At 48.6% G+C, this 24,810-nt stretch carries 24 protein-coding genes; 4 read left to right on the forward strand and 20 right to left on the reverse strand.

Annotated features, from left to right (window positions below):
- Nucleotides 1-61 precede the first annotated feature (61 nt).
- The 5 genes from PP175_RS20090 to PP175_RS20110 form a co-directional block, all read right to left on the reverse strand.
- Nucleotides 62-574 carry an adenine phosphoribosyltransferase gene (locus PP175_RS20090; protein ID WP_272440005.1) on the reverse strand — a complete coding sequence of 171 codons (513 nt, stop codon included), beginning with the start codon at nt 572-574 and terminating at the stop codon, nt 62-64.
- Entirely contained in the window at nt 564-2,921 is a 2,358-nt protein-coding gene (gene recJ, locus PP175_RS20095; protein WP_272440006.1) for a single-stranded-DNA-specific exonuclease RecJ, read from the reverse strand. Before recJ ends, PP175_RS20090 begins: the two co-directional genes overlap by 11 nt.
- Nucleotides 2,922-3,318: 397 nt before the next feature.
- Nucleotides 3,319-4,215 (reverse strand): protein translocase subunit SecF, encoded by an 897-nt coding sequence (secF, locus tag PP175_RS20100; protein WP_272440007.1) that lies wholly within the window; start codon nt 4,213-4,215, stop codon nt 3,319-3,321.
- On the reverse strand, nt 4,205-5,443 hold the full coding sequence (gene secD, locus PP175_RS20105; RefSeq protein WP_272440008.1) for a protein translocase subunit SecD: 1,239 nt from the start codon (nt 5,441-5,443) through the stop codon (nt 4,205-4,207). Before secD ends, secF begins: the two co-directional genes overlap by 11 nt.
- Before the next feature lie 153 nt (nt 5,444-5,596).
- On the reverse strand, nt 5,597-5,851 hold the full coding sequence (locus PP175_RS20110) for a post-transcriptional regulator (RefSeq protein WP_272440009.1): 255 nt from the start codon (nt 5,849-5,851) through the stop codon (nt 5,597-5,599).
- Nucleotides 5,852-5,952: 101 nt separating this feature from the next.
- Between PP175_RS20110 and spoVB the strand changes: the two genes are divergently transcribed.
- A complete protein-coding gene (gene spoVB / locus PP175_RS20115) occupies nt 5,953-7,527 on the forward strand; it encodes a stage V sporulation protein B (RefSeq protein ID WP_272440010.1) in 1,575 nt (524 codons plus the stop codon).
- 72 nt (nt 7,528-7,599) lie between these two features.
- Here the strand turns inward: spoVB and corA are convergent, their stop codons facing one another.
- Nucleotides 7,600-8,571, reverse strand: a complete 972-nt coding sequence (corA, locus tag PP175_RS20120; protein WP_272440011.1) for a magnesium/cobalt transporter CorA — start codon at nt 8,569-8,571, stop codon at nt 7,600-7,602.
- 216 nt (nt 8,572-8,787) lie between these two features.
- Between corA and PP175_RS20125 the strand changes: the two genes are divergently transcribed.
- Entirely contained in the window at nt 8,788-9,165 is a 378-nt protein-coding gene (locus PP175_RS20125; RefSeq protein ID WP_272440012.1) for a TIGR04086 family membrane protein, read from the forward strand.
- A 118-nt stretch (nt 9,166-9,283) separates the two neighbouring features.
- Here PP175_RS20125 and yajC read toward each other — a convergent pair whose 3' ends face one another.
- From yajC to PP175_RS20170, 9 genes are all read right to left on the reverse strand, one after another.
- Entirely contained in the window at nt 9,284-9,583 is a 300-nt protein-coding gene (gene yajC / locus PP175_RS20130; protein WP_272440013.1) for a preprotein translocase subunit YajC, read from the reverse strand.
- A 43-nt stretch (nt 9,584-9,626) separates the two neighbouring features.
- Nucleotides 9,627-10,757, reverse strand: a complete 1,131-nt coding sequence (tgt, locus tag PP175_RS20135) for a tRNA guanosine(34) transglycosylase Tgt (RefSeq protein ID WP_272440014.1) — start codon at nt 10,755-10,757, stop codon at nt 9,627-9,629.
- 28 nt (nt 10,758-10,785) lie between these two features.
- Complete coding sequence (gene queA, locus PP175_RS20140) at nt 10,786-11,823, reverse strand: tRNA preQ1(34) S-adenosylmethionine ribosyltransferase-isomerase QueA (protein ID WP_272440015.1); 1,038 nt, start codon at nt 11,821-11,823, stop codon at nt 10,786-10,788.
- A 78-nt stretch (nt 11,824-11,901) separates the two neighbouring features.
- Entirely contained in the window at nt 11,902-13,278 is a 1,377-nt protein-coding gene (locus PP175_RS20145; protein WP_272440016.1) for a SpoIID/LytB domain-containing protein, read from the reverse strand.
- A gap of 185 nt (nt 13,279-13,463) precedes the next feature.
- Nucleotides 13,464-14,291, reverse strand: coding sequence for a lipoate--protein ligase family protein (locus PP175_RS20150; protein WP_272440017.1), 828 nt, complete (start codon nt 14,289-14,291; stop codon nt 13,464-13,466).
- 19 nt (nt 14,292-14,310) lie between these two features.
- Entirely contained in the window at nt 14,311-14,529 is a 219-nt protein-coding gene (locus tag PP175_RS20155; protein WP_272440018.1) for a DUF2905 domain-containing protein, read from the reverse strand.
- Complete coding sequence (gene ruvB, locus PP175_RS20160) at nt 14,526-15,512, reverse strand: Holliday junction branch migration DNA helicase RuvB (protein ID WP_442870488.1); 987 nt, start codon at nt 15,510-15,512, stop codon at nt 14,526-14,528. The genes PP175_RS20155 and ruvB overlap by 4 nt, the downstream gene beginning before the upstream one ends.
- Nucleotides 15,513-15,537: 25 nt before the next feature.
- Nucleotides 15,538-16,173: a Holliday junction branch migration protein RuvA gene (ruvA, locus tag PP175_RS20165; RefSeq protein ID WP_272440020.1), complete on the reverse strand. Its 636-nt coding sequence runs from the start codon at nt 16,171-16,173 to the stop codon at nt 15,538-15,540.
- A gap of 156 nt (nt 16,174-16,329) precedes the next feature.
- Complete coding sequence (locus PP175_RS20170) at nt 16,330-16,890, reverse strand: BofC C-terminal domain-containing protein (RefSeq protein ID WP_272440021.1); 561 nt, start codon at nt 16,888-16,890, stop codon at nt 16,330-16,332.
- Nucleotides 16,891-17,040: 150 nt separating this feature from the next.
- Between PP175_RS20170 and safA the strand changes: the two genes are divergently transcribed.
- Nucleotides 17,041-18,876, forward strand: coding sequence for a SafA/ExsA family spore coat assembly protein (safA, locus tag PP175_RS20175; protein WP_272440022.1), 1,836 nt, complete (start codon nt 17,041-17,043; stop codon nt 18,874-18,876).
- A 129-nt stretch (nt 18,877-19,005) separates the two neighbouring features.
- Entirely contained in the window at nt 19,006-19,992 is a 987-nt protein-coding gene (locus PP175_RS20180) for a phosphotransferase (protein ID WP_272440023.1), read from the forward strand.
- Nucleotides 19,993-20,131: 139 nt separating this feature from the next.
- Here PP175_RS20180 and pheA read toward each other — a convergent pair whose 3' ends face one another.
- The 5 genes from pheA to PP175_RS20205 are packed head-to-tail and all read right to left on the reverse strand — an operon-like array spanning nt 20,132 to nt 24,796.
- Complete coding sequence (pheA, locus tag PP175_RS20185) at nt 20,132-21,013, reverse strand: prephenate dehydratase (protein ID WP_272440024.1); 882 nt, start codon at nt 21,011-21,013, stop codon at nt 20,132-20,134.
- Between the two features lie 6 nt (nt 21,014-21,019).
- On the reverse strand, nt 21,020-21,958 hold the full coding sequence (gene thrB / locus PP175_RS20190) for a homoserine kinase (protein ID WP_272440025.1): 939 nt from the start codon (nt 21,956-21,958) through the stop codon (nt 21,020-21,022).
- A 1-nt stretch (nt 21,959) separates the two neighbouring features.
- Nucleotides 21,960-23,018 (reverse strand): threonine synthase, encoded by a 1,059-nt coding sequence (gene thrC / locus PP175_RS20195; RefSeq protein ID WP_272440026.1) that lies wholly within the window; start codon nt 23,016-23,018, stop codon nt 21,960-21,962.
- Entirely contained in the window at nt 23,018-24,319 is a 1,302-nt protein-coding gene (locus PP175_RS20200; RefSeq protein ID WP_272440027.1) for a homoserine dehydrogenase, read from the reverse strand. Before PP175_RS20200 ends, thrC begins: the two co-directional genes overlap by 1 nt.
- A gap of 30 nt (nt 24,320-24,349) precedes the next feature.
- Nucleotides 24,350-24,796: an ACT domain-containing protein gene (locus tag PP175_RS20205; RefSeq protein WP_272440028.1), complete on the reverse strand. Its 447-nt coding sequence runs from the start codon at nt 24,794-24,796 to the stop codon at nt 24,350-24,352.
- Between the last annotated feature and the right edge of the window lie 14 nt (nt 24,797-24,810).

Raw genomic sequence — 24,810 nt, forward strand, 5'->3', positions numbered from 1 at the left:
AAAACTGCCTCCTTCTTAGAAAACAAAGATGGGGGCAGGCTATTTGTTTTACTGTAATGATTTAGTACTTGATTAGGGAGAAAATATCGTATCCGGTGCCTATTTTTTCACGGCCGCCAAGATCTAACTCAATCAGGAAAGCAAGGCCTACAATTTCACCGCCGAGCTGCTTTACAAGGTCGATCGTTGTATTGATCGTGCCGCCAGTCGCAAGCAGGTCATCGGCAATAAGCACACGCTGGCCTGGCTTAATCGCATCCTTATGCATCGCCAGCACATCGCTGCCATATTCCAGGCTGTAGCTCGCCTGAATGGTTTCAGCAGGCAGCTTTCCCTTCTTGCGGACAGGGGCAAATCCAGCATTTAATTCAAGGGCAATCGGGCAGCCAATGACAAAGCCGCGCGCTTCAGGGCCCACTACAATATCTACCTTTTTATCACGTGCGAAGTCTGCCAGCTGCCCAATAGCAGCCTTGTAGGCAGGCCCATCCTGCAAAAGCGTTGTAATATCTTTAAAGCTGATGCCCTCCTGCGGATAATTCTCAATCACGCGGATTTTTTCTTTAAAGTCCATGAACCATTTCCTCCTGGGCTGCCTGCTTGAGACAGCGCTGTTTAATGAATTGCTGTAAAGATGCATAGGATGAGTAAAGTAACTCGGTTTCCAGCTCAAGCGTTTCCCGCTGCAGCTGGTATAAAGAGGATTCAGTTAAATCTCTTCTGGCCGGCTGATCAGCCAGCCGGTAACCCTCTTCACTCTTATTCAGGAACTCGAGTTCAGCAAACACCGCAAGAATAAAGGCGGCGGCTCCCGGTTCAAGCGCTTTTGCGCGGGCGAGCTGCGCAATATCCTGTTTTTTTACAAATTTATGCTGAGCCATTGCTTTATAAATCTCTTTAAAATGTTCGCGCGAGGGTATTGCTTGCAGGGCATTTTTCTCCTCGCTAAATAAACAGTAAATCCGCTCCGCATTAGCATAGTCAGCGAGACTGCTTTTAAGCTCCGCAAGCGAACGGGGCAAATCATACAAAATGATATACCGCACATCCAAAGCGCCCGTCCCGGTGGAAACAGGGCAGAGTTTGATGTTCTGCCAGCGGGGCTTTTTTTGCTGCAGGGCTTCCAGGTTATGCTTGCGGAAAACAAACAGGCCGGCGGGTACATCACCATCCAGCTGATCAAGCCGCTCCTCCCTGCTGCGGCTGCCACGCCAGTCGAAAATTTGCAAGCCTGGAACCTCGATATCCTTTATGGTTATCTGCGGACGCCGGGTGTTATTCCATTCATTCACATTTAATTCGCCGACCAATCTGACTTCCGGCATTAAGGAAAGATCCGTGATGATATCCGCCATCTTAAAAGCGATGCCATCAAGCGAATGCTCTCCCTGGCGGATCTCACATTTGAGATGGTTTTTATCCCGCCCGATTGTCCGTGTATTCGCGAGTTCCACTTCCTCTATTAAAATCCGCGGGCTGGGGTTTCCGATGCCAAATGGAGCGAGAAGCTGGAGCTGATCAATTGTATCGAGGCTTGCATCCTGCAGGCTGCATTGCGCGTCTACCCGGGTAACAGGCGTGTAATCTTCCTCTGTAAGCCATTCACTTGCCACCTGATTCAAGCGCTGCCGAAGCTCCGGTACATCAGCTAAAGCTAGCGTCATGCCCGCAGCCATTGGATGGCCGCCGTAGTGGGGCAATATATCATCACACGTTACAAGTGCTTCATACATATTAAACCCGGCAATGCTGCGAGCTGAACCTTTCACTTTCAAGCCGTCTTCATGAATGCTAAGAACGATTGAAGGCCTGTAAAACTTCTCTACGAGGCGGGATGCGACTATGCCAATTACCCCTTCATTCCAGCCCTCACCAGCCACAACGATAACATTCCGCTCATCTTCCGGCATGTCAAGCACCATCGCAATGGCCTGCTCGGCTATGCTTTCAACCAGCTCTTGCCGTTCTTTGTTCAGCGCGTCCAATTCTTCCGCGTACTTCTCCGCCACTTCCGGTTTATCTGTCACAAGCATTTTCACTGCCCGATCGGCGGTTTCCAATCGTCCAGTAGCATTAATGCGCGGACCCATGCCAAAACCAATATCATAAGCGGTCGACTTCCCTTCAACACCGCATATTTTTTTCAGTGCCTGGATACCCGGGTTAGCCGTTTGGTCAATCGCCTGAAGGCCCAGCTTAGCAATCAGACGGTTCTCATCAATAAGTGGCACCAGGTCAGCTATCGTTCCAATGGCTGCAATATCAAGCAGCTGATGCGGAAACTCGCCAAGAAGTGCATGGGCGAATTTGAAAGCAACCCCTGCCCCGGCGAGCATATCAAAAGGATAGGTACACCCCGGCTTCTTGGGATTGACGACCGCATAGGCATCCGGCAGCTCACTCGGGGGCTCATGGTGGTCTGTAATGATAATATCAAGGCCTAACTCTTTTGCCTTCTCTACTTCCTCAACAGCGCTAATGCCAGTATCGACGGTTATAACAAGGCCAAACCCGTTTCCCGCCGCTTTGATAAGTGCCTCCACGTTTAAGCCGTAGCCCTCGGTAAAGCGGTTCGGTATATAATACTGAAAAGTCGCACCGGCCAACCGCATGGTATGTATCATAATGCTGGTGCTGGTTACACCGTCAGCGTCATAGTCCCCGTAAATAAGGATAGGTTCTCCCTGATGTATCGCTTCCTTCGTCCGGCTAATCGCTTTATCCATACCGCTGAGAAGAAATGGGTCATAGAAGTCTGCTGTACCACCGTGAAGAAACTTGCGTGCCTTCTGCGGTGTATCGATCCCTCTGCTGGTTAAAAGGCCTGCCAACAGTGGTGATAGTTGCAGTTCGCGCTGAAGTTCCAGAACCTTGTCCTCATCTTGTTTCTCCATTATCCAGCGTGTCTTTGACCGTAACAAGCGTCTTCCACCTCTCTTTTAATACTCGTATATTATACAAGACAGGCTTGGCAGGAACAATGAGAAAAAACTTCGCGGGCCATGCCGCTCTCTCCTTTCCCCTCATAGAAGTTTTACGGCCGCTTTGTGGAACGACGGACGGACCGGCAAAACATCTGGGTATCTCAACGATGGAGACAGGTGCCGGTCTTTTCCGCCCTCCGTTCCAAACGCTCCACAGGGGGAAAGAAGGGTGCGGACATGCGCCTCGCGATGTTTTTCTTGGGTGTTTCGGGACCGGAGGTCCCATGTAAAAAATCGCTCAAGGCATTTCAGCGATGTATACTTTCTACGATAAAGAAATACCGCTGCCAGAATGAGCAGCGGTTAGCCTTGTTTTCGGCTGGGTTATGCCTGTTTAGGCCGATTTCTTCTTTTTGATTTCGGATTCCTTCCAGGAAACCCAGATTTGGCTGGCGATAAAGATAGAGGAATACGCACCAAATACGAGTCCGATGATTAACGCTATCGTAAAGTGGCGAATGGTATCACCGCCGAATATATAAAGAGCGAGAGCTGTGATTAACACGGTTATAACGGTATTAATTGACCGGACAAAGGTTGAACGGATACTTTTGTTCACGAGATCTTCCACGTCCTGCACAGTCTTCAGTTTCGCATGTTTCAGATTATCACGTATCCGGTCAAAGATGATAATGTTATCATGGATCGAATAGCCGACGATCGTGAGAACAGCCGCGATAAACGGCAGATCCACCTCGATCCTGAACAGGCTGAACATCGTAATAACGAGCAGCACGTCATGCAGGAGCGCGATAATCGCCGAAATGGCAAATTTAAATTCAAATCGAATCGTAACATAAATGACAATCCCGATCGCAGCAAACAGTACAGAATAGAGAGCCGAACGGGCCAGTTCACGGGCAACCATCGGGTTAACCGTGCTTTCCTGCATGTCCACCTTACTTCCGTACTTAGCCTGCATTTCTTTCTTCAATGCGGCATACTGATCTTTGGTAATGGTTGACGGAAACATAAGAACGGCCTGGTCTTTATTCTGTCCCTCGGTCGTAATGCTGCCGGGATGCATGCCGATCTTCTCAGCAGCTTGTTTAATATCACTTTCAGCGAACGGCTGTCCAACAGCAACCTGAACGCGCGAACCACTCTGGAAATCTACGCCCAAATTAAGGCCCATTGTTAAAAGTGAGATTAAACCGATTATTACAAGAGCGCCGGAAAAAATAAAGTACCATTTACGGTGGCTAACAAAGTCGAAATTCTTAAAGATCACGGATATCACGCTCCTTTACCCCGAAAAACCACGGCTTGTTAAATGCATTGGAGCGTACGGCCAGATTCAGCATAAACCGTGAACCGGCTACAGCGGTAATCAAGCTGACTACAATACTCAGAATTAACGTAACGGCAAATCCGCGAATTGAGCTAGAGCCGAAGTAAAACAGTACAAGGGCACCGATTATGCTCGTTACGTTGGCATCCAGAATCGTGCTTAGCGAACGCTGTGAACCTGCGCGCATCGCGGACAGAATGGTTTTTCCGCTGCGCAGTTCTTCTTTAATGCGCTCGTACATAATGATATTGGCATCCACCGCCATCCCAACCCCAAGAATAAAGGCTGCGATACCTGGCAGGGTGAGCGTAGCATGCATGAGATTCTGGAACAGCATAAGGAGGTAAATATACGCAACAAGCGTAATGCACGCCACAACACCCGGCATGCGGTAGAACAAAATCATAAACACGAGTACGATAATCGTACCGACAATACCGGCTTCAATCCCAGCATGCAGCGCCTGGGAACCGAGGTTCGCGCCTACGCTTGTGGAATAAATTTCTTTCATCTGCACCGGAAGAGCCCCGGCATTCAGAATCTTCGAAAGATCCTGTGCTTCCTGTACGGAACGCTGTCCATCTATCTGCGCGTTTCCGGTTGGGATCACAGAACTGATTCGAGGAGCGGTGATCAGCTTGTCATCCAGAAAAATCCCTACCGGCTGCCCAAGATACTGGCGCGTTACATTCGCAAATTTATCCGGATTTTTAAATTTGAGCGTTACGATAGGCTGCTGGGTAGTCTGGTCAAACGAAACCCCTGCTCCGTCCGGTGCCAGATCCCTGCCATCCATTAAGATTTTCCCTTTCGCATCCCGGAACGTAAGTCTGGCTGGCTTGCCTATGATGCTGCGTGCTTTTTCCTGGTCATAAACCCCCGCCAGGCGAACACGGATCCGGTTTGTTCCTTCTACCTGAAGGTCAGGTTCGGACACTCCTAACACGTTAACCCGCTTATTGATTGCGGCAACAGCCGCAGAAAGCGTCTGGCTCGTCAATTTATCCCCTTTATCCAGAGGCGACACCTCGTACAATATCTCGAACCCGCCGCGAAGGTCGAGCCCAAGCGTTGTATTACTCGCTACTTTCATCCCCGTTGTGGCAACTACAGCAAATATGATAACCGTAACGAGGAGAAAGGTCACGATTCTACTCCATTTAATCATGAACCGTACTTCCTCCTTTAACATTAGAAAACTTGGCACATGCCAAGTCTCTTATAAGCCCTATGACTTCTACTCTCATTATTCCTGATTGGTTGCTATTACACGCACTTTGTCATTATACAACAAAATAATTGCTTGTAACAAAACTATCTTTTACCTGGTTTTGCCTTTTCTTGCGAAGAAATCTTCCTTATAGGTTTGAACGGTTACCCAGTTCATCCACTCTCCCGGTTTCAATGAAAGAATATCGTTGGCCAGCTTGTGAAGCGGTGGAAGTTCCTTATACTTTTTTGACACACACTCCCATATCTCTTCAGAATTGGCCTCTTCATAACCGAGCATCGAAAATTCGTTCTTTTTCATTTGGCATAAATAATCGATCTCCTGCTGTAGCGAACCTTTATCCATATGCGTACACCATCCTATTTGTTGTTTCATTCCAGGCATGTTTAAGAGAAGTACATGCATATGCTAGCTTTAAAGCCGCAAAAAAGGGGAAGGAACCACCGATGAAGAAATCATTTATTCAAGGGACACTTGTGCTGGTGGCAGCCGGACTAATTGTAAAAATACTTGGTTTCATCAATAGAGTTATGCTTGCCCGTATTATCGGTGCAGAGGGACTCGGGCTCTACCAAATGGCTGTACCAACGCTCATTCTAATTATTTCACTCGCCACATTTGGCCTCAACATAGCCATCTCGAAAATGGTTGCGGAAGCTGAGGCCAACCAGGATCGGGATAAAATCCGATCCATCCTGCAAATATCCCTTTTGATCGTTTCAATCCTCAGCATTGTATTCACGACCGTTATGATTGCTGGCGCTTCTATTATCTCACACCGCTTTTTAACTGACCAGCGGGCCTACTACTCATTAATCGCGATTGCCCCTATCGTCCCTATCGTCGCCGTGTCTTCCGTACTTCGCGGATATTTTCAAGGAAGGCAAAATATGATGCCTACCGCTTCTTCCCAGGTAGTGGAACAAGTTGTTCGGATGTTTACCGTGATTATATTTGCAAGCTGGCTAATGCCAAAAGGGGTAGAATATGCTTCCGCGGGTGCCATGGCCGGTGTTGTGATTGGAGAACTGTTCGGCATGTTAAGCCTGCTTGTCCAATTTCGCATGCAGCGCATCCCCAACCTTTTACAGCGAAGGACCTTACGGGGGGTGCTGGCAAGGAATAAAGAGGTGTTTAAGGGATTGCTGGACATTGCGATGCCGGTAACAGGAAGCCGCATTGTAGGGTCCCTAACCTTTTTTATTGAGCCGATTGTCGTTGCCCAGAGCCTTGCTTTCGCCGGTATTTCGGCAGGTGTTGCTACCCGCTTCTACGGACAGCTGGCAGGAATGGCCATCCCCCTGCTTGTTTTCCCAACATTCATAACCTATTCTCTATCCGTCTCACTCGTTCCTGCTGTAGCTGAAGCGGCTGCCCAGAAAAATTACGCCCTTGTGCATCGCCGCATCTACCAGTCGCTGCGCATCGCACTTGTAGCCGGTGCACCGTTTGCGGCGCTGCTTTTTGTATTCGCTGAGCCGCTCTCCAGCCTGCTGTACCACGACGAACAGGTTGGGCGCTTTCTTAAAATGATGGCGCCTTATTCGCTGTTCCTCTACTTCCAGGGGCCCCTTCAGGCAGCTCTTCAGGGATTAAACTATGCCAATGTCAGCATGCGAAACACCATTATTGGCGCGCTTCTAAAAACAGCAGCTATCATTGTTCTTTGTTCCCGGCCTGAATTTGGGGTCGATGGCGCTGTGCTTTCTGTTAATATCAGTATGCTATCCGTAACGCTCCTTCATTTCTTTAGCATCAGCAAGATCAGCGGGTTCACCCTTCAACTCAATGATTTCGTAAAAGTTCTTGCCAGTGTATGCCTGTCAAGTTACATCGCGTTCTACATGTGCCATTTCTGGTCGAACCGCATGCCGTTAAGCAGCGCCTTGCCGCTTAGTTGTTCGCTTTCCCTTCTGGTGTATATGCTGTTTTTAATCTGGCTCAAGGTACTGGGCAGCCAGGATGTTCAGCGAATCCCCTGGATAGGAAAGACGCTTGCACCCTATTTTCCCAAAAGATGACAAAAACATCGTGTGCCATGCCGCTCTCTTGTCCACGCATAAAAGACGCCCGACAGCTGCAGGCGTCTTTTCTCATAACCATCTTTTCTTTTTGAAGTAAAGCAGCATAACTGCTGTGACTCCCATTAGGAAAGCGATAATCGCCCAAAAGCTCAATCCCCACTGCTGTCCAGGAATTTTCACGTTCATCCCCATTAAACCTGTCACAAATGTTAAGGGCATCATGATCGTTGAAATAATCGTAAGCACGCGCATCGTCTCTGTTGTTTTGGCGCTGACAATGGAATAATACGTGTCGAGTGCACCGTTTACGAGGTCGCGGAACGTTTCTGTCGAATCGGAAATTCGCTCCAGATGGTCTACCAGGTCGATATAGAACGGAGCGTTCTCCTCGCGAATATCAAAGGACAGACGCCCGTTAATATTAGCGAAAATCCGCTTTTGCGGAATAATAACGCGCCTGATCAAAATAATCGTACGCTTCAGCGCAAGGAACTCTTCTGTAATTTCTTCGACCTGGTGTTCATAAATCTCATCTTCAAGTTCATCAATCCGGACGCTGATCCGGTCCATGATTGGAAAGTATTCGTCAGTAATTCCGTCAACAATTGAATAGAGCAGAAAATCAGGCCCTTTATTCATATACAGCTTGCTTCGCAGACTGGTAGCTGCGATGCGCCCGATGGTAGGCATGGGCTTGCGATGAATGGTTACAATATAATTCGGTCCAAGAAATACATTTAATTCCAGCGTTGTAATCTCGGTGTCGCTTTCTTCGTTATACCGCAAAGCATGAAATACGAAAAAATAGTAGTCCTCATAGTCGTCAACCTTTGCCCGGGGGCTGACATGCAGGCAATCCTCAATCGCCAGCGGGTGAAAGTTAAAAATATTGGCTACGTAGTGCAGTTCATCGTTTCCAACGTCATATAGGTCAATCCACAGCAAATCTTCGGGTGAGCGCAGGAATTCATCCACTTTGTTGAGATCAACATCGTGGTGCATCGTCTGCTCGGAATGATTATAAAAATACGTTTTTATCACAATTGTCACCCCCTGTATGGATCGGCAGATTTTTTGCGTAAAAAAAGAGCAGGTTACTTGTCCTGCCCTTCCATCATACGAGAAAAACGTATCGGTTTCAATCAGAATAAAAGTGATTTTTATTCCCCTATATTTAGCGGAATGAAAAGCGGCCATTTCAGGGGTAATAAAGCGTCCAAATGCCTCATAAGATTGTACAAATAGTGAGGTGATGACATGTTTAAAGTGGAGCGTTTTAAGCCCCCAATTCTCTCTGGAATCATGTACGCGGTGTGCATTGTTGTGGCAGGATCCATTCTAACTTCTCTTATTTTAGCCTTCTCCTCTGTTAAAGAATCTTCACTGCCCACCTTTGTGTACACGTTTAATATCCTGGCCCTTTTTTCGGGAGGCTTTACATCAGGAAAGAGAGCAGGGGAAAAAGGCTGGTATTACGGTGGCATGACCGGCCTGCTTTATTATTTGTGTATCGTTTTGTTCAGCTTTCTTGGCTACAATGCTGCATTCGGCCTTCATAATCTTTATTATGCGGCGCTTGCCTTCGCTATCGCGGCACTGGGCGGCATTATCGGCGTCAACCTATCCCATAAGTAATAGAAAGACATCGCAGGCGATACCGCTCTCTTCTTTCCCCTCACAGAAGTTATTATCACGCCTGAGTTAAACACACTACAAAGGAAAAGCCTGCGGAGATTGCTTCCGCAGGCTTTTCTTATTTTTCTGATTTAGCGGTGTCTACTGTTGGAGCTTTTTCCCCGGCAACACTGTTTACTGCCGCCTTATCAAAGGTCAGCTTCTGCCCTCCGGCATTGACTACAACGGTGTTGTTTTCTTCGTTAATTAAGTCAACGGTACCATGAAGACCGCCGATCGTTACGATTTTATCGCCCTTCTTAAGCTGTCCCAGCATCGCATTGCGCTGGCGTGCCCGCTTTTGCTGCGGACGGATTAAAAGAAAATAAAAAATCGCAAACATTAAAATCAGGGGAATAATTTGTGTTAATGAACCCATCGTTTACCTCCTACTTGTCCTTTTTATTATATATAAGCTATATTCAAAATCCCCGTGAATCATTCAATCCGTACTGTGCAAAAAATTCATCACGGAAATCAAGTAACCTATCTTCCATTATGGCCTGGCGAACCTGCTTCATTAAATTGAGCAAGAAGTAAAGATTGTGGTAAGTGGTTAATCGTATACCAAAAATCTCATCACATTTTAAAAGATGGCGGATATAAGCGCGCGTAAAGTTGCGGCATGTATAGCAGTCACAGTGATGATCAAGCGGTGTAAAATCGCGGGCATATTTGGCATTTCGGATAACGAGCCGCCCATGGCTTGTCATGCACGTACCATTGCGCGCAATCCTCGTGGGCAGCACACAATCAAACATGTCTATGCCTCTCATTGCCCCTTCGATTAAGGCGTCAGGAGAGCCAACCCCCATCAAATAGCGCGGTTTATTATCCGGCAATAATGGCACTGTGTAGTCGAGCACCTCATACATAAGCGAATGCGGCTCCCCAACGCTGAGGCCCCCAATAGCATACCCGGGAAAATCAAGCGAAGTAAGCTCCCGCGCACTCTGCTCCCGCAGTTCCCGGTACATTCCACCCTGCACAATTCCAAAAAGGGCCTGTTTATCCGGGTTTTTATGGGCTTTCAGGCAGCGTTCTGCCCAGCGGGTGGTGCGTTCCATAGATGGCCTGACATAATCAGGCTCCGCAGGATAAGGCGCACACTCATCAAAGGCCATAATAATATCGGCACCCAGCGCATTTTGAATCTCCATGGCTTTCTCAGGACTGATAAACAGCTTCTCTCCATTCAGGTGGGAACGAAAAGATACGCCATGCTCATCGATTTCCCTTAGATTGCTTAAGCTAAACACTTGGAAACCGCCGCTATCTGTTAAGATCGCGCGGTCCCAGTTCATGAAAGAGTGGAGGCCGCCCGCCTCCTCGACAAGCTCATGCCCGGGACGCAGGAATAAATGATACGTATTGCTCAGAATAATCTGGGCCTCCATCTCCTTCAATTCCTCAGGGCTCATCGTTTTAACGGTGGCCAGCGTGCCCACCGGCATAAATATTGGCGTGTCAATCGTACCATGCGGTGTATGCAGCTTGCCAATTCGCGCCCCGGTTTGCTTACACGTCTTGATTAATTCATAGCGTACAGCCAATTCTTCGTCCTCCTGCTTGCATTTTCCTTTATTGTTCCGAAATAATCAGCATGGCATCACCGAAACTGAAAAATCGATATTTCTCATCCACGGCTTCCTTGTAAGCATGCAAGATGGCTTCGCGGCCAGCCAGCGCGCTTACGAGCATCACAAGCGTGGACTTCGGCAGGTGAAAATTCGTAAGGAGGCCGTCTATGACACTAAACTGATATCCTGGATAAATAAAAATACTGGTCCAGCCCTCTTCCGGTTTAAGAACGCCGCCATGCTTATGGCCAATCGTTTCAATGGTCCGGCAGGAAGTGGTTCCTACTGCGATAACACGGTTTCCCCGTGCCTTGGTTTCGTTTATCATGCGGGCATTTTCTTCATCGAGCCGGTAGAATTCACTGTGCATCGTGTGCTTCTCCACGTCTTCTACTGAAACCGGGCGGAATGTGCCAAGCCCAACATGAAGGGTGACAAACGCCAGATTAACGCCCATTTGCTTGAGCTCTTCCAGGTACTCCTCTGTAAAATGCAGGCCCGCTGTCGGCGCGGCAGCTGAACCGCTGTGCTTAGCGTACACGGTCTGGTACCGCTCTTTGTCCTCCAGCTGCGCTTTAATGTATGGCGGGAGCGGCATCTCCCCCAATCGCTCAAGCAGTTCGTTAAAGATCCCTTCGTACTCAAACTTCATTAGGCGGCCGCCAATTTCCGTTTCTTCAAGGCACTCCGCTGTAAGAAGCCCGTCTCCAAATTGGATTCGGTTTCCCGGATGCACACGTTTGCCCGGCTTCACCAGCGTCTCCCAGCGATCTTCGCCCACCGGTTTCAGCAGAAGAACCTCGATATGCGCGCCCGTCCCTTCTTTTATGCCAAAAAGCCGGGCAGGAATCACCCTCGTGTTATTCAACACAAGCGTGTCGCCGGCTTTTAAGAAATTTTTCAAATCAGTAAATTGCTTATGTTGAACAGCCCCGGTCTTTTTATCAAGTACAAGCAGCCGTGAGCCCGTCCTGTTCGGAAGCGGGTTCTGGGCAATTAACGACTCAGGCAGGTAAAAGTCAAAATCATTAAGATTCACGGCAATCCCTCTATATCATTGATTTAGCAACGTTATCTATAATAACGATTTTTGGGTTGTTATGCAAGAAAAGGGTCGCTAGTTTCCGTAATTTTGGGAAAGCTGGGCTCCTGGGTAATAAAAAGCAGTTATATCTAAATAGTTCTTGTCCTCTTTTGCCATCTCTCTGGCACCCCACTGGCTCATCCCGACGCCGTGGCCCCACCCGCTGCCTGTAAATGTAACCGACACGACATTTCCCGCAGCAGGCTGGCTTGCGTAAGCCATTCGCTGATTCGCTCCCTGTACAACTGAGCCGGCTGACGTGACATTTTTTAATCCCTGCGCGGTATAAACCCTTAACCCAGTGAGCGCCTTTTGCACGGTTCCTGTTTTGCCCTTAATGGCTACCTTTGCAGGCGCCGCCGGCTGCGCACCTTGCGTGGTAATCGTATAAAGCGCACTTTTTAAGCCAAAAACGGTACGGGCTCTATCCTTGGATATATGCTGTGTTCCTTTATCCCCGACAACGGCAAGGTCTGCAACCCGCTGTGATGGATAGGAAGATAACAATTGAACGTTCTGCACGGTTCCTACACTTAAATTGGCGGCCGCCAGCTTCTTCGCTATGTCTGCAGCAGACAGCGTTACCGTCCAGCCCATATGCGGCGAGATTTTGGCGTCATACGGGTCCTGTTTTTCAATCAGGTAGGGCGCTCCATTGCCGCTCCAGACGTTTTCCGACGCTTCTGTATAGCCGCCATTGCTCGCGCTGTAGAGCGCAGATATCAAATTGCCGCTATACGTAAGCACCTGACCCTGAGTGCTGTCTACTGCCTGGTTCGCATGATCGCCTTCAATGTTTACGCCCTGATACGCCTGGTATTTAACCGTATCATTTATATAGCCATCGCCTTTAACCGACTTCATCTCGCTAATCGCGTACGTCCGGGCAGCGACCGCCTGAGCCTTTAAAGCTTCCAGTTCCCAAGAATCGCTCATCTCTGTCGGAACGACACCCTTTAAGTAGTTTTCCACGCTTATTATATTTATTGGAACAATGGAAGAATTAGCTCCGCCGGCAAGCATAAACTGCATGCCTTCCCGGTATTTGTAAACTTTTTTTCCGTCTAATTCTACCATGCTGTTCCCGGCATCCCCTGCGGGCTGCAGCATAATAGAAATTTGATCCTTTAAAATAGGAGTCGTCGTATCCTTATCAATCTGATAGAGCTGGAGCGCTCCATTTTCAACCGTAACTACGTATTTACTGCCGGTGGATAGTGTCTGATCGGCGGCCGTATAATCTCCCAATACGGTAAAGTTAATCGTAGAAGGAATGGCGCCGGCCGAGCCAAAAGGCGCTGTTACTTCCACCCTCATTATTTGCGGATTTTCTGCTGCACGCGCGATTACTGCAAACGGCAGATTCAAAAAGAGGCAGAGCAACAATAGGACTAACCGACTTGCTTTCATCAAACGCCATTCCTTTCTGCTATGTATTGGTAGTTTTCTATGTACATTCTACCAGAAACATAGCTACTATTACCCAACCGATTTCACTTAATGGCTAAAATAATAAAAAAGTTGCTAGGGATATGATGCAATTCATGACAAAAGGCGCAATAAACCGTCGATAATTACGGTGCACTGCGCCTTTTCTAACGAAGATGAGGATTGCGCTCTTGCATCCTTTCAATGTTTCTATTAAATTCTGGCGTCTCATCAGGCAGAAGCTGTGAGAATGAAAGAGACGCTCCATGTTTCTCTAAAATAGAAGGCAGACTAGCCATAAGTGCGTCCACAGTGAGGGGCACGGCCAGTAACTCCTCTAGCGAAGCCACTCTATCAGAAACGACAACAGGATATCCTTCATCGTGAGCGCCTGCTGCCCTTTCATAGAATCCACGAACCATATTGGCGCGGGACGCTCCGCTCCCGCTAACAAGAAAGAAAGCCTGGACCGCAACCGCCCCCCTCCTCCTGCGCTGAGCTAATCCGCCGAATTTGCGCCCGCCTATGCTTACGTCATAATCGCCTGGACAGTAGGAGCCGTGAATTTCGCCGGTATCCACTGTGGCCTGATAAGGCTGAAGCAACAGCCGGATAAGGCGCACCATTGCATCGTATCCGGCATTAATGGCTGAAAACGCACCCTCTGCCGGCAAAACAAGTGACAGGTTGAACACGCCTTCATCCAGTACAACAGCGGCACCGCCAGAATTGCGGACGATTGCTTCAAAGCCTTCCTGTGCCAGATACTGCATGCCTTCCTGCACACGGGCAAGCCTGTAGTCCCTGTTTCCGAGCACAACAAAGTTCTGATGGACCCACCCCCTTATCACGGCCGGGCTCACCCCTTCGCTTACAGATGCACACAGCGTGTCATCCATCGCAAAAGAATAAAGGGGCGTAAACGACGGATGGGTTTTCGTCTGGTCGATAATCCGCCACTCTTTTTGATTCAATAAAAATTGATCGCCACTCATTCACACCTTCTCCTTCACACTACCGGAAAAATCGCAGCAAATAAAAAACAAGCGACAAAATGACGCTTATAAGAATGCTTGTTACCACCGGAAAATAAAACCGGAAATTCTCCCTTTCCACAACGATATCGCCAGGCAATCTTCCAAGATGCAGAAAACGCCCGCCTATCTGCCACAGAAGCCCGGCTACAATTAAAATCACACCGAGAATGATCATCCCTTTAGCTATCGGATTCATTCCATGGGCACCTCCCGGCCAAAATACGCATAAGCAATGGCTGTCGCCATCCGCCCGCGCGGTGTCCGCTTTAAAAAGCCAATCTGCATAAGATAAGGCTCACATATATCCTCAATGGTGGCGGTCTCCTCGCTGATCGTTGCAGCCAGCGTATCCACACCGACAGGTCCGCCGCCAAACGTGTCCATGATGGCGAGGATCAGCTTATGGTCGATGTGGTCCAGCCCCATCTTATCCACCTGAATTCTCTCCAATGCCTCCCGGGCCAGCGATTCCGTAATGATGCCGTCTCCCTGCACCTGGGCAAAATCGCGAACCCTTTTTAACAGCCGGTTGGCTATCCGCGGGGTTCCGCGTGATCGCCGCGCAATTTCGGATGCACCTTCCCCTACTACTTTAATATCCAGAATGTCCGATGCACGCGTTACAATGTAAGCTAATTCATCAACGGAGTAGTACTCCAATCTGCTTACCACACCGAATCGGTCACGCAGCGGCGCCGACAGCATGCCGGCCCGGGTTGTTGCGCCAATTAACGTAAAAGGCGGCAGATCAAGCCTAACCGAGCGGGCACCCGGACCTTTACCGATCACAATATCGAGCGCAAAATCCTCCATCGCAGGGTAAAGCACTTCTTCAACACTTCGATGGAGGCGGTGAATTTCATCAATAAACAGCACATCCCCCTCGGACAGGCCGGCCAGGATAGCTGCCAGGTCTCCCGGCCGTTCTATAGCCGGCCCCGAAGTGGTGCGTAGATTTACACCCATTTCATTTGCAATGATGGTAGACAACGTGGTTTTGCCCAGGCCCGGAGGCCCGTACAAGAGCACATGGTCCAGAGCTTCGCTGCGCATTTTGGCCGCTTCTATAAAAACTTTCAGGTTATCTTTAATCTGGTTTTGTCCAATATACTCAGCCAGATAACGAGGGCGGAGGCTGAATTCCATATAGTCCTCGTCCTGCACCTGAGCCGAAATCATTCGTTCATCCACCGCGAATACCTCCTCAGGTCGTTAAAAATAGCTGGAGAGCGCGCTTGATAATTTTATCGGTAGAAGCCAGGTCTGCGCCTTCCGCTTCAAGTTTGTTCATTACTTTCTGGACTTCCGCATCACTGTAGCCAAGTGCACGGAGGGCTTCTTCCGCTTCCTTCTTCGGTTCTTCAAAAGCGTGGAATAAAGACATCTCTTCATCATTAGGAAGCCCTTCGACGACACGCACGGTTTTTTTTATATGGGCTAATTCTTTCACCTTATCTTTTAAATCCAGGATAATGCGTTGCGCTGTTTTCTTGCCTATCCCAGGGAAACGCGTAAGGAAGTTAATATTCTCAAGCTCAATCGCGGAGATGATCTGCCCCGGTGTTCCCGCTGACGTTATAGCCAGAGCGCCTTTAGGGCCAATGCCTGATACATCTAGCAGCTTGCGGAACAAGTCGCGCTCCTCCCGATTGGAGAAACCATACAAATAGATGGCATCCTCCCTTACATAGTGGTGCGTATACACCCGTACCTTTTGCTGCTGCTCTTCTCGGTAGCTGTACGGATTTCCGGAAAAGATGCGGTATCCGATCCCGCCTGCATTTAGTATAATGCAATCTGCTTCAATATAGGCGATTGTCCCCTCAATAAAATCAATCATTTAATAAATCCTCCCGCCTGCCTTATAACACTATATCTGTCTATTGTACACCAACTTGAAAAACACGAACATACATTTCTCTGGCAATGCCAAAAAAAGAGCCCGAAGCAATGGATGCGCAATTCCATAAACTTCCTGGCTCCGCTACTGCATTCATCAGCCTTCCGCATTCTCCCCACTCGCAAATTCACTATAAGATGAAATAATGGAATTGTACTCCCCTACATCGGTGATGCGGATCCCTTTATGTAGCCGTTCAATTTCCTTCTGCGGCAGGTTCGTTTCTAACTTTTTTGTATCCAGCTGAAAAAACGTCTGGATTACTTTTCCTTGTTCCGGCTGCCCTTCATATAGTGTAAGCTCATCTTTGTCGTTGACGCCAAAATATCCTTTTGTCTTGCTTCTTGATGAAATATCATTCATTTTCATTTCAAAAGTAAAGTTTGTCCCATGCTGGGACACGAAATTCCAATTGCGATACTTCTTAAAAATATCTTCGGAGGTATTCACATATTCCTGGCGGCTCTCTTCCGTTGTTTCTCCTGTAAGATAACTTCTCTTCAGCAGGACATGAACCGTCTGAACATTTACCTGCCTGTCCGCTCCACCTCTAATCCAGGAGGCACCCTGCAGGACGGCAACCAAAAGAAACCCGGAAAGCAACAGTATCGCTACTAGCCAGATCGTTATTTTACCTTTTATATGAATAAACTTCATTAGAAATCCCCACTTTGCTTTTTTCTCTCTATCCTTTCCTGATCCGAATTTTTTATGCAAAAAATTCTGTACTTTTCAGAATATCGTAGCAAAACGCCCAGATGCGCATACGATGTTAGGGTAATTTTGAAGAGAGGAAGGGTGCTTCGTATGAAGATCCATATCGTAAAAAAGGGTGATACCCTGTGGAAGATTGCCAAAAAATACGGCGTGGATTTCACCACACTTCTACAGGCTAACGCGCAGATTAAGAACCCGGATAAAATCATGCCGGGGATGAAGGTTAAAATTCCGACAGATGGCGTTAATATTAAAGCTGAACTTCCAACGTCTCCCCATTCAAATTTAGGGACCAGCACAGGCAGCGATTTCGGAAGCAGCACAGGCAGTGATTTCGGAAGCAGTACAGGGAATGGCGCGGATGCCAATGCTGAGCTAAATGCACCGCTGCCTTCAGCAGAATATCCAATGTCAAAGGCTGCGCCCGAGCAAGCAACTAAACAACCGGGTCCGGTTACATTGCCAGTGCCAAGCAAGGGGATGCCTGCACCGCCGCCCGCTCCGCCAGCAGCGGAATTACCTGCTCAGCAGCCAGCGCCTACGCCAGCACCTACAGCCCAGGCTGCTGAAACTGGACCGGTGACGAAATCTTCAAACGCACCTGCACCGTCAATGGCTCCGGCTCCCAGCAAGGCTGCACCAAGCGCGCCTTTACAGCCCACAGCTCAGGCGCCTACCATGAAAGGGCCTAATGTTACTCTGCCACCTACAGCTCAGGCGCCTATCATGAAAGGGCCTAATGTTACTCTGCCGCCAACTGCTCAGGCGCCTATCTCGACAGGGCCTAATGTTACTCTGCCGCCAACTGCTCAGGCGCCTATCTCGACAGGGCCGAACGTTTCTCTGCCACCAACTGCTCAGGCGCCTATCTCGACAGGGCCGAACGTTTCTCTGCCGCCAACTGCTCAGGCACCTATCTCGACAGGGCCGAACGTTTCTCTGCCGCCAACTGCTCAGGCACCTTTCATGAAAGGGAATTACGCTCCTGTGCCGCCAAAAGCCCAGGCTGCCGGCCCGATGATGCCACACCCGATGCCGTTACCATTGCTTCCAATGTATACGATGCCGTTATGCCCGATGCCTTTTCATGTTGAAGCTCCTTTTGCCATGGAGAACATCTATTCACCGATGATGCAAAACAAAGGAACTAACTTTCCGCAAAGTCCGATGTTCCAGCAAATGCCTGCTGCCCAGGAGGATCATTATGGAGACAGCAGCTCCAGCACATATGAGATGCCTTACCCGGCATATGGAGCATACATGCCGCAGGCACAATTACCAACTATGCAACAAACTCCGTTCCTCTCTATGCCGCAGGTACAGCTTCCAACCATGAATCAGCCGTTCACTCAGGGACCGTTTAACCAAATACCTATGCCAACGGCTCAGTTGCCGGCAATGTCACCTAACGCTCAGCTGCCAACGGCACAGTCACCGGCTATGATGCCTAACGTCCAACTTCCAACGGCGCAGTCACCGGCTATGATGCCCAACGTCCAACTGCCTTTTGCCCAGGTGCCTACAATGATGCCGCAATATGCCATGCCGTCGCAGCAGTTGCCAATGCAGCACATGCCAAATGTTAATGTAAAAGAATCCATTGAATGTGAAGAGTCTGTCGGGGTAGAAAGCTCGGATTCATCTTATGCCGGAGGAGGCAAAAAAGGGAATAAATATGGCATGCCGTGGCCTTACGCCTCACAGCAAGCGCCGTATTATGGCGGTCAGGCACAACCGGGTGCACCTGGCATGGAATCCTATGAGCACTTTCCTGTTTCACCGGCCCAAATGATGAATCCGTTCGCCTACCCATCACAGGGAGGCCAGCATTTTCCTGGTCAGCCATTCTACCCCCAGGGTTCGATGCCCTACCATCATGGGTTTAAGAAGAAAAAGAAACTTAAGCACGAAAGTTCTTCCTGCTAATGGTTAATGGAAAAAGGGGCTCACAAGAGTAGCCCCTTACTTTCTTATACACATAAAAGCAACTTGGTTGACTGCCTGCGTAACGGCCTGTCTTCAGCCAAATTTTGTAAATAGATGGGGGAATAGCTGATGCAGGATTTTATCAGCAGGGTCGAAAAAGCGTTCGGGCTAAAAGTTAGCGGGTTAATAAAAAAGCAGGTCGTCCTAATCGGCAATTCCAATAAAGGAAGTGTGGTGATAAAGGGCTACCGAAGCAGCAAACGAGCCCAGTGGGTTACCCATTTATCCCAAACCCTGCTTTCACGCGGCATGCAAGACGTCACTGAATACCTTTACACGCGGGATGGTTTTCCCTATTTCACCTGGAACGGTACGACTTATACCGTCATGCGAAAGGAAAGCGGTCGCAGCGCAAGTTATTTTGACAGGCAGGATATTTTGTTAGCCACCCGAACACTTGCACGGTTCCACCAGCTTTCCGCTTACATTAAAGGAGGACCCGAGCCTGAGCGAAATATACCGCTGCTGTCTAAGTGGAGCATGCGGACCGAACGGTTCCAGCAGATTGTGTCTGAGATCAAGAGAACCGGGCAAAATGGACGGCTGGAGCGCTTGATTCAATCCGCATCCCACGCTATACTCCGTGAAGCCCGTTACGCTTATATAATAGCGGGGCGTTCTACACTTACACAGGAATACTACCGTTCTATTTCGAATCTTCATGTTATCCATAGAGATGTCGCCAGCCATAACTTTATCATCGGAAAGCCCGGGCGAGCCACTCTTATTGACCTGGATACCGCTGCTTATGATACACCGATCGCGGATCTTTCCCAGTTTGTCAGCCGGGTGATGGTGCAGCAAGAATGGGATTTGGATCTTTTTGATGCCATCATTAATGCCTACAGTGCCATCCGGCCGCTTTCTGAGCAGGATGCAGCGCTTATCTTTTTGCTCCTTCGCTTTCCAGATAACTACTTGCGGGAAGTCTGCGGCTTGTACGACAAGAAAAAAGGATTCCGGGCCAGTCGGGTGGAGTATTACCTCTCCTTGATTATGCGGCACTGGGAAAAGCGGCGTGAGTTTTTTTCAGGTTATGAGCACTTTCTTTATTAGCCAGCTTTTCCCTTTTGTCGGTTCATGATAAAGCTACAGAATGTTTCAGAAGAGTAGAAGCGCTATTAAATTAAAAAGCTAAAGCCTGTTGCCATCATTTCCAATTAGAAATGCCAGCAACAGGCTTTGTTTGTTAGGTCTACTTATTAGAGGATAAAGAGGCAGTTTCCTGCTTCATAAAAGCTGAATAGGTGCCCAGTAACCGCACCTGGCACCCCAGCGCCTCAATTTCGGCAAAAGCTCCTGGGAGAAGCACATCGTCTGCTTCCTGTTCAATGTCGATAATGAAATGATAATTGCCAAGCCCTGTTTTAGTGGGACGAGATTCAATGCGGGAAAGGTTAATTTTCCGCCAGGCGAATGCAGCAAGCACCTGATAAAGCGCTCCTGGAAAATCAGCTGGCAGAGCGACCAGTATTTTTGTTTTGCTGGCGCCGGAAGAAGGCAAAGCCAGACCGCTTTCTCCCACGATTATAAAGCGCGTAAAATTATTTTGATTATCCTCAATATGTTCCTGAACCATCGTGAGCGGATACACATCCAGCGCAAGACGCGGTGCCACCGCCAGCCAAGGCATCTCTGGATTCTTGCTTATAATTCGTGCAGCCTCTGCTGTACTCGTTGTATATTCAATCTCAGCCTGTGGCAAATACTTGCGCAGGTAATCATGGCTCTGGGCGATCGCCTGCGGGTGAGATAAAACTTTCTCAATTTCTTTATAGTTAACCGGAGTTTTGCGCTTACCCGCCATTAGATGTTGGCCGATCGGCATGGAAATCTCAGCTCGGATTGGCAGATCTACTTTGTGGATAAGCCAGTCAACGGTAACATTGACGGATCCCTCAATGGAATTCTCAAGGGGTACTACCGCAAAATCTGCCTGATTGTCAGCCACTGCTTCCAGACAGTCAGGAATGGTCCGATAAGGATAGAGTCGATCTGTCTCACCATTAAAAATAACCCGTGCGGCTTCCTCTGTGTTCGTACCATGCGGCCCGAAAAATGCGATTTTTCTCTCCATTACTCCTTAACTCCTTTGCCCTGTCGCGCCCCGTAAACTGTTTACGATTACCCCCACTTCATCCGGAATTAAATGAAGGACTGTCGAATCGATTTGGTGCGCAGCAAGCGTTTGTACCATAAACTTGTGCAGCGGATCATTATCGCTGCGGTTATCGATGAGCGCAATAATGGTTGGGCCTGCTCCTGACAGTGCCGTTCCCAGTGCCCCGTAATGATGGGCATCGCGCAAAATCTCCTCCAGGCCGGGAACTAACTTCATCCGGTACGGCTGGTGGACAACATCCTGCATCGCAGCCTGCAAAAGATTCAGATTCCCGGCTGCAAGAGCGGCTATCAAAACGCCCGCATGGCCTGCGGTATAGATCAAATCTTTGCGGCCATACATAGATGGCAGTACTTCACGTGCCTTCTCAGTCGAAAGCATAAAATTCGGAATGACCGCCAGCGCTTCAAGATGCTTCGGAACAGGAAGGCGAACAAAAGGAACCTGCTCCTCTTCGATAAACGCCACCACAATGCCCCCAAATAGCGATGCACCCACATTGTCAGGGTGACCCTCAAGTTGTGAGGACATCAGATACAGCTCTTCCCTGGAAAAGGGAGAACCAGCTAGTTCATTCGCTGCGATTAGCGCACCGACAATTGCAGCGGCACTGCTGCCAAGCCCCCGCGTTAGGGGAACTTCAGATTGCATTTCAATGGCCAGATCAGGATCAGGCAGTCCCGCCCGCTCGAACACCATAGCAGCAACTTTATAAACAAGATTTGATTTATCCGTTGGCAATCCCTCCAGCTTATCCCCCTGAAGGCGGATAGTGGTTTTATCCGCCAACTCCATCGTGATGGTGGTATAAAGCTGAAAGGCCATGCCGATTACGTCAAAACCCGGACCAAGATTTGCGGTACTGGCCGGAACTTTGACCTCAACTCTGCCGCCTATCACCTTAAACACCCGCTTTCTGGGCGATTACATCCAGGACCGCTTCCTCCGTGCTTTCGACGACAACAGGTTCAATGCCCACAGCCTTGAGTGCAATATTCGGATCTTTGAGCCCGTTTCCGGTCAACACGCATACGACCTGCTTGCCGGATTCAATCTTTCCTTCGTTGCGCATTTTAATTACACCTGCAAGGGAAGCCGCTGAAGCCGGCTCTGCGAAAATGCCTTCCGTTGACGCAAGCATGCGGTAGGCAGCCAATATTTCTTCATCGGTGACCATATCGATACGGCCGTTCGATTCCCTCTGCGCCGCCACAGCCAGCTCCCAGCTTGCCGGGTTTCCAATCCGAATTGCAGTAGCCACTGTCTCTGGATTTTCAATCACCTCGCCTTTGACAAGAGCCGCTGCGCCTTCCGCTTCAAAGCCAAACATGAGCGGCAGGTTGCCAACAACACCGCCCTGATTGTATTCTTTAAACCCTTTCCAATAGGCGGAGATATTCCCTGCGTTTCCGACCGGTATAGCAAGGATATCGGGTGCTTTGCCCAGCACATCACAGATTTCAAAGGCAGCTGTTTTCTGCCCCTCAAGGCGATACGGGTTAACGGAATTTACCAGCGTAATCGGATGGTTTGCCGTAATATCTCGCACAATTCGAAGCGCTTGGTCGAAGTTCCCGTCTATCGCAATAATTTCTGCTCCATAGATAGCTGCCTGAGCCAATTTACCAAGTGCGATGTTGTTATTTGGAATTAACACGATGCAGCGAAGGTTGGCACGCGCCGCATAGGCTGCCGCTGCTGCGGAGGTATTGCCTGTTGAAGCGCACATAATCGTATGGCTGCCCTCTTCTACAGCCTTCGCAACCGCCATTACCATGCCGCGATCCTTAAATGAACCGGTTGGGTTTAACCCTTCATATTTAAAATAGAGTTCTAACTCTAATTGTTCTGATAATTTTGGAGCAAAAATTAGCGGGGTATTTCCCTCATGCAGCGTTAAACGCGGTGTTTTGTCTGTAATCGGTAAGTATTGTTCGTATCTCTCTATTAATCCAGCCATTATTCTTCTTCCCCACCTTCTACGCGGTATAAGCTTTTTACTTCAAGCACACTGTCCTGTCCTTCGAATTCACGCCGTACAGCATAAATATCTTTGCGTGTGGCTTTATGGGTAACGATTATGATTTCTGCCTGCGCCCCCCCATTGTACGGCTGCTGGAGAACTTGTTCTAAGCTTACATCATGTTCCGAAAGAATGCGAGTAATTTGAGCTAAAACACCCCGTTTATCGGCTACAACCAGGCGTAGGTAATATTTGGAGATGATCTGTTCATCATTTTTCAACCGCTTTTCCATATAGGGGGCTACGCTTCCGCGCCCGTTAACGCCAAGCTTCATATTTTTAACAACCGTGACCAGGTCAGATACGACAGCTGTCGCGGTTGGGAGTTCACCCGCACCAGGCCCGTAAAACATCGTTTCACCCACCGCTTCGCCATATACATAGACCGCGTTAAAGACGCCATTGACAGATGCGAGCGGGTGTTTCCTCGAAATAAGTGTTGGCTGTACGCTAACCTCGATCAAATTATCATCGCGTTTGGCGATGCCGAGGAGTTTGATTTCGTAACCGAGTTTTTTGGCGTACGAAATATCCTCAGAGGTTACCTGGGAAATCCCCTTGCAGTCCACATCTTCCAGGCTCATGTCCACGTGGAAACCAAGCGTGCTAAGAATGGCCATTTTTCTGGCCGCGTCATGCCCTTCAACATCGGCAGTTGGATCGGATTCAGCGTAGCCAAGCTGTTGCGCTTCCTTCAGCACCTCATTATAGTCGGCGCCCTCCTGGCTCATTTTGGTCATGATATAGTTGGTCGTGCCGTTTACAATGCCCATCATCTGTGTAATGCGGTCAGAAGCAAATCCTTCTACAAGTGCCCTTAGAATCGGAATCCCGCCGGCTACGCTCGCTTCATAGAAAACATCGCAGCCTTTTTCTTCCGCCTTTTTTAAAATTTCAGCCCCATGCAGTGCCATTAAATCCTTGTTAGCAGTAACGATATGCTTGCCGTTATCCAGCGCGTCAAGAATGTATTGTTTGGCCGGGTTAATCCCCCCGATAACCTCTACAATCACATCGACATCATCGGATGCGACCAGGTCCAATGGATCTGTAGTGATTAGTTCCTTATCGATTGAAATGGAACGCTCTTTATCCAAATCCTGCACCAGCACTTTCTTTATTTCAATAGAAAGTCCCGTCTGTTTCTGCAAATCATTCTGGTGGCCCTGTACAAGCCTTACCACACCTGTTCCTACCGTACCTAATCCCATTAAACCCACTCTTACCGATGATTTCATATTTTATTATCTCCTCTCACTACATGGTTTTTATCCTCTTCCAACGATAACTGCCCGCTTAACACCGTCAAGGTCCTGTAATTCATCCAAAAATTCGCTTGTTGGAAGCTGGAGGTTGCCGGTGTCGATGGACAGCGCCACATTCGCCATCCCCTGCAACGGGATGGTCTGATTAATCGTAAGAACATTTCCTCCCCTGTCTGCAACAAAAGATAAGACCCGCGATAAAATACCGGAACGATGCTCCAGATTCATCGATACCGTAATGATCATTTCACGCATCATCGAGTTAAACGGGAAAATACCATCTTTATATTTATAATACGCACTTCTGCTGAGGCCTACTTTATCAACTGCTTCATGAACGGTCTCCGCTTCTCCTGACTCTAGAAGTTTTTTGGCTTCGATTGTTTTCGTAATGGACTCAGGCAGGATGTCAGCGCGTATTAGATAAAATACCTCTTCCTGTTTTGGCATTGAGTCCTCCTGTA

The sequence above is a fragment of the Aneurinibacillus sp. Ricciae_BoGa-3 genome (assembly GCF_028421645.1).
Taxonomy (GTDB): Bacteria; Bacillota; Bacilli; order Aneurinibacillales; family Aneurinibacillaceae; genus Aneurinibacillus_B.

Excerpts from the sequence above, each read along its gene's own strand:
- PP175_RS20200 (WP_272440027.1), bottom strand. The coding sequence starts at position 24,319 with ATGAAATCATCGGTAAGAGTGGGTTTAATGGGATTAGGTACGGTAGGA.
- thrC (WP_272440026.1), bottom strand. The coding sequence starts at position 23,018 with ATGGCTGGATTAATAGAGAGATACGAACAATACTTACCGATTACAGAC.
- PP175_RS20205 (WP_272440028.1), bottom strand. The coding sequence starts at position 24,796 with ATGCCAAAACAGGAAGAGGTATTTTATCTAATACGCGCTGACATCCTG.
- PP175_RS20110 (WP_272440009.1), bottom strand. The coding sequence starts at position 5,851 with ATGGATAAAGGTTCGCTACAGCAGGAGATCGATTATTTATGCCAAATG.
- PP175_RS20155 (WP_272440018.1), bottom strand. The coding sequence starts at position 14,529 with ATGAATCCGATAGCTAAAGGGATGATCATTCTCGGTGTGATTTTAATT.
- PP175_RS20090 (WP_272440005.1), bottom strand. The coding sequence starts at position 574 with ATGGACTTTAAAGAAAAAATCCGCGTGATTGAGAATTATCCGCAGGAG.
- yajC (WP_272440013.1), bottom strand. The coding sequence starts at position 9,583 with ATGGGTTCATTAACACAAATTATTCCCCTGATTTTAATGTTTGCGATT.
- ruvA (WP_272440020.1), bottom strand. The coding sequence starts at position 16,173 with ATGATTGATTTTATTGAGGGGACAATCGCCTATATTGAAGCAGATTGC.
- spoVB (WP_272440010.1), top strand. The coding sequence starts at position 5,953 with ATGAAGAAATCATTTATTCAAGGGACACTTGTGCTGGTGGCAGCCGGA.
- PP175_RS20125 (WP_272440012.1), top strand. The coding sequence starts at position 8,788 with ATGTTTAAAGTGGAGCGTTTTAAGCCCCCAATTCTCTCTGGAATCATG.
- ruvB (WP_442870488.1), bottom strand. The coding sequence starts at position 15,512 with ATGATTTCGGCTCAGGTGCAGGACGAGGACTATATGGAATTCAGCCTC.
- secD (WP_272440008.1), bottom strand. The coding sequence starts at position 5,443 with ATGATTAAATGGAGTAGAATCGTGACCTTTCTCCTCGTTACGGTTATC.
- safA (WP_272440022.1), top strand. The coding sequence starts at position 17,041 with ATGAAGATCCATATCGTAAAAAAGGGTGATACCCTGTGGAAGATTGCC.
- pheA (WP_272440024.1), bottom strand. The coding sequence starts at position 21,013 with ATGGAGAGAAAAATCGCATTTTTCGGGCCGCATGGTACGAACACAGAG.
- PP175_RS20145 (WP_272440016.1), bottom strand. The coding sequence starts at position 13,278 with ATGAAAGCAAGTCGGTTAGTCCTATTGTTGCTCTGCCTCTTTTTGAAT.
- PP175_RS20170 (WP_272440021.1), bottom strand. The coding sequence starts at position 16,890 with ATGAAGTTTATTCATATAAAAGGTAAAATAACGATCTGGCTAGTAGCG.
- PP175_RS20150 (WP_272440017.1), bottom strand. The coding sequence starts at position 14,291 with ATGAGTGGCGATCAATTTTTATTGAATCAAAAAGAGTGGCGGATTATC.
- PP175_RS20180 (WP_272440023.1), top strand. The coding sequence starts at position 19,006 with ATGCAGGATTTTATCAGCAGGGTCGAAAAAGCGTTCGGGCTAAAAGTT.